The sequence below is a fragment of the Spirillospora sp. NPDC049652 genome, from assembly GCF_040675125.1.
Classification (GTDB): Bacteria; Actinomycetota; Actinomycetes; order Streptosporangiales; family Streptosporangiaceae; genus Spirillospora.
In genome coordinates, this window is sequence record NZ_JBFAOF010000777.1 from 1 (window position 1) to 3,531 (window position 3,531).

3 protein-coding genes are annotated in these 3,531 nt (G+C 73.5%); 1 reads left to right on the plus strand and 2 read right to left on the minus strand.

The features are described 5' to 3' along the window. Together AB0J52_RS32360 and AB0J52_RS32365 are read right to left on the minus strand one after the other, a co-directional pair. On the minus strand, positions 1-936 hold a 936-nt coding region (locus AB0J52_RS32360; protein WP_500186625.1), incomplete at its 3' end, for an NAD(P)-binding domain-containing protein. 14 nt (positions 937-950) lie between these two features. Beyond that, entirely contained in the window at positions 951-2,333 is a 1,383-nt protein-coding gene (locus tag AB0J52_RS32365; RefSeq protein ID WP_500186626.1) for a carboxylate--amine ligase, read from the minus strand. 178 nt (positions 2,334-2,511) lie between these two features. On the opposite strand from AB0J52_RS32365, the gene AB0J52_RS32370 reads away from it, so the two are divergent. After that, positions 2,512-3,531, plus strand: a 1,020-nt coding sequence (locus tag AB0J52_RS32370; RefSeq protein ID WP_500186627.1) for a glycoside hydrolase family 26 protein, incomplete at its 3' end; no start/stop codon positions are given.

The following is a 3,531-nucleotide window of genomic DNA, read 5'->3' on the forward strand; positions in this document are numbered from 1 at the left end:
GTCCACGGTGAGGATCCACGGCATCCCGGCCTGGTCGACCGTGGAGAGGGTGACCCGGTCGCCGCTGAGGTCGGCCCCGGCGATCCGCTGGCCCGCCCGGACCGCGATGCCGGTCTCGAAGCGGTCGCGCAGCCACCACGCGCCGGCCGGGCCGAGGGTGTTCTGGACGATCCTGGCCCGGGCGGCGTCCGACAGCAGCCGGGTGTACTGCGGCCGCTCGGACCACACCCAGGTGCGCCACCCCCGTCCCAGCCCGGACCGGGGGCCGCGCAGCAGGCGGGCGAGCGGCGAGGCGGCGTCGTCCGGAATCGCGTTCCACCGCAGCCTGCGGGTGCGGGTGACCAGGTGCGGCTCGGCACCGTGCTCGGCGAGCAGCACGGCGGTCTCCAGTGCCGACTGCCCCGCGCCGACCACGGCGACCCGCCGTCCCTTGAAGACCGAGAGGTCGCGGTGCCCGCTGCTGTGGCTGCACACCCGGCCGGGCAGATGCCGCAGCTCGGGCGGCAGGTCGGCGAACGAGCCGACGCCGACGGCGAGCACGACGTTCGCGGCGGAGACGACCTCGCCCGTCTCCAGCGCGACCTCGAACCGGCCGCCGGTGCGGCTGACGCCGGTGACCACGGTCGGCTCGGCCGGCACGCCCACCGCGCGGGTGAACCACTCGCCGTAGGCGGTGAAGGTGTCGACCGGGATGGGCTGCCCGGTGCGCCAGCCGGGCCGGTAGTCGGTGAAGGCCGTCCCGGCGGCCGGCGCGCTGAGGCTGGACGCGGACGGCTCGGACTTCAGGAACATGCCCTCGGGCATGTTGTCGTGCCAGAAGCGCATGGGCGTGCCGATGATCCGGCAGTCCATGCCCGCGTCCAGGAGGTGGGCCGCCACGGAGAGGCCGTAGGGGCCGGCGCCGACGACGACGGTCTCCGTTCTGGAGGTTGACACGTCCGGGTCTCCGTTCAGTGGTGGCGGCGGCTCAGCGGTGGCGGTGTGGACACCGGCAGGTCAGGCCGAGTCGTGGACGCGGCCGGATCAGCCGGCGGCGAAGGCGGCGGGGCCGGGGCGGCCGGTGGGCGGCGGGTGAGGTGGCGGCCGAGGCCGGGAGCGGCCGGAACCCGCCGGGCCGCCTTCCGCGCCGCGACCCGCACGCTCTGCCGGACGAGCGTCGTCATCGGCCCGAGGTCGTCACCCGCGAACCAGGCCAGCTCGCTGCGGCGGAGCGCCGCCAGCCCGTGCCGCGGCGTCGCGGCCATCAGCGGCAGGTAGTGGTTCTCCACCAGGATCTTCCGGCCGAACGCGGGCAGCGGCGGCGGGACGGGACGGCCCGACCCGACCAGGTGCATCACGCGGACGAGGTCGACGCCCCGGCGGTCGGTGAACAGCCGGAACTGGGCGCCGAGCCGCGGGTTGTAGTCGAGCAGGCTGTAGGCGCCGTCCCGCTGGTCGTAGCGGAAGTCGAGGTCGGCGGGCCCGGCGTAGCCGAGGCGCTTGGCGATCGCGCGGACGTGGCGTTCCAGGTCCGGGTTGGGCAGCCACTCCCCCACGACCGTCGCACCGGTGCGGCGCGGGTAGGCCAGCCGCTTCCGTCCGGCGCCGCCGAAGACCAGGTTCGACTCGTCGTCGAAGTAGCCCTGGAAGAACCAGTCGTGCCGGGTGTCGCCCACGACCCGCTGGAAGACGACCGGGCCCGCGGCGCGGTGGTCGGGCGAGCGGGACAGGCGGTGCAGCCCGCGGGCCTCGCGGACGTCGGCCACCATGGTGGTGCTGCGCGCACCCGGCGGAAGCGCCCACGGCCGGGCCCACTTGGCGATGAGCGGGAAGCCCAGCGCGTTCAAATCCGCCTCGGCGAGGTCGGGGCCGGACGGCACATGGCTGGCCGGGACGGGGATGCCCTCGCGGCGGCAGTACTCCAGCAGTGCTGACTTGTCCGCGACGCCGGCGGGCGCGTGGCTCATGCCGGGGAGCCGGAAGCCGTCTTCAAGCGCCGTGCGCCATTCGGCCGAGAACAGCGCGGCGCCGTCGTCCATCGGGATCAGGAGCGGCGGCCGTCCGATGAGGTCCGCGACCCGCGCGAGGTGGTCGAGCAGCGCGGGCGCGTCGGCGGGGCGCGGGCCGAGCCCGTGCGACGACCGCAGGTAGCGGGAGCGGCTCGCGGGGTTGGCCCGTCCCTCCAGCAGCGCGTGGACCTCGATGCCGGCGCGCCCCAGCGACCGGACGGCGGCGAGGGTCCCGTGGTGCAGCGGATAATGGTTGGTGCGGAAGAGGAGAACCGGGAGTCCGACGTCGAATTCGGGCGCCGACGGAGCGTCGAGAAGCGCGCTCCGATGTGCCGCTTCCGCCACAAGTCACCCCGATCCGAGGCGGGTAAAGAATTCCCTCTTCGCAGGGGCCCGCGGTTCGTCAATCAAAGTCATCGGGCATATTCTAGGCATGAGCAACGGCCCCGCGCGCGCGGATGCTCGGCGTTTCGTGCCATCGCGACCGAGAACCCCCGGAATTCAGGCCGCGATCTCCCTGACGGTGATCACCGTTCTGCTGGCCCTCGCCGTCGGCACGCCCTCCCGGACGACCACCCGGTCCGTCGGCGTCGTCCAGCCGGAGCACCCCGTCCCGCTGGGGGCGTTCCTGGGGTCGGGCAGCGAGGGCGTCGAGCGCGTCGAGGCGTTCCAGCGATGGCTCGGCTCGCCGGTGGACGTCGGCCGCACCTACCTGCCCGGCGAGCTCTGGGAGGACATCGAGGGCCCGCCCGGCATCCTCGGGCCGTGGACCGCGTGGAAACGCGCCAACCCCGCGAAACTGCTGGTGGTGAACGTCCCGATGCTGCCGGGCAACGAGGACGGCGTGGCCGACGAGGGCGTGGCGGGCATGCTGCGGGAGGGCGCGAAGGGCGCCTTCGACGCGCACTTCCAGGAGTTGGCCCGGCGGCTCACCCGGGGCGGGGCGAGCGACGCGGTCATCGTCCCCGGGTGGGAGATGAACGGCGACACCTACACCAGCCGGTGCGCGCCCGACCCGGCGGGCTGGCGCGCCTACTGGCGGCGCATCGTCGCGGCGATGCGCGCGGCGCCCGGCGCCCGTTTCCGCTTCGACTTCACCGCCACCCGCGGCCGGGACATCATTCCCTGGCCCGACTGCTACCCCGGCGACGATGTGGTCGACATCATCGGCTCGGACAATTACGACCAACCCGAAGGCGCCGACTTCGACCAGTTCATCCACGAGCCGTACGGACTGGAATACCAGGCGCGCTTCGCCGAGCAGCACAAGAAGCAGATGTCATTCCCGGAATGGGGAATGTTCCGCAATTCCGACGATCCCGGTTTCATCGCGGGCATGTACCACTGGATCTCCACCCATGCGGTGGCCTACGAGACGATCACCGACTACTGCCCGCACGGCGTCTGGAGCTGCCAGGACAACCCGCGTGCCACCGCGGAGTACCGCAGGCTGTTCGGCGGCCGGGGCACACCCTCCCCGAACCCCACCACGCCGTCCCCGAGCCCGGCGACGCAGTCCCCGGCCACCGGGACGCAGACGCCG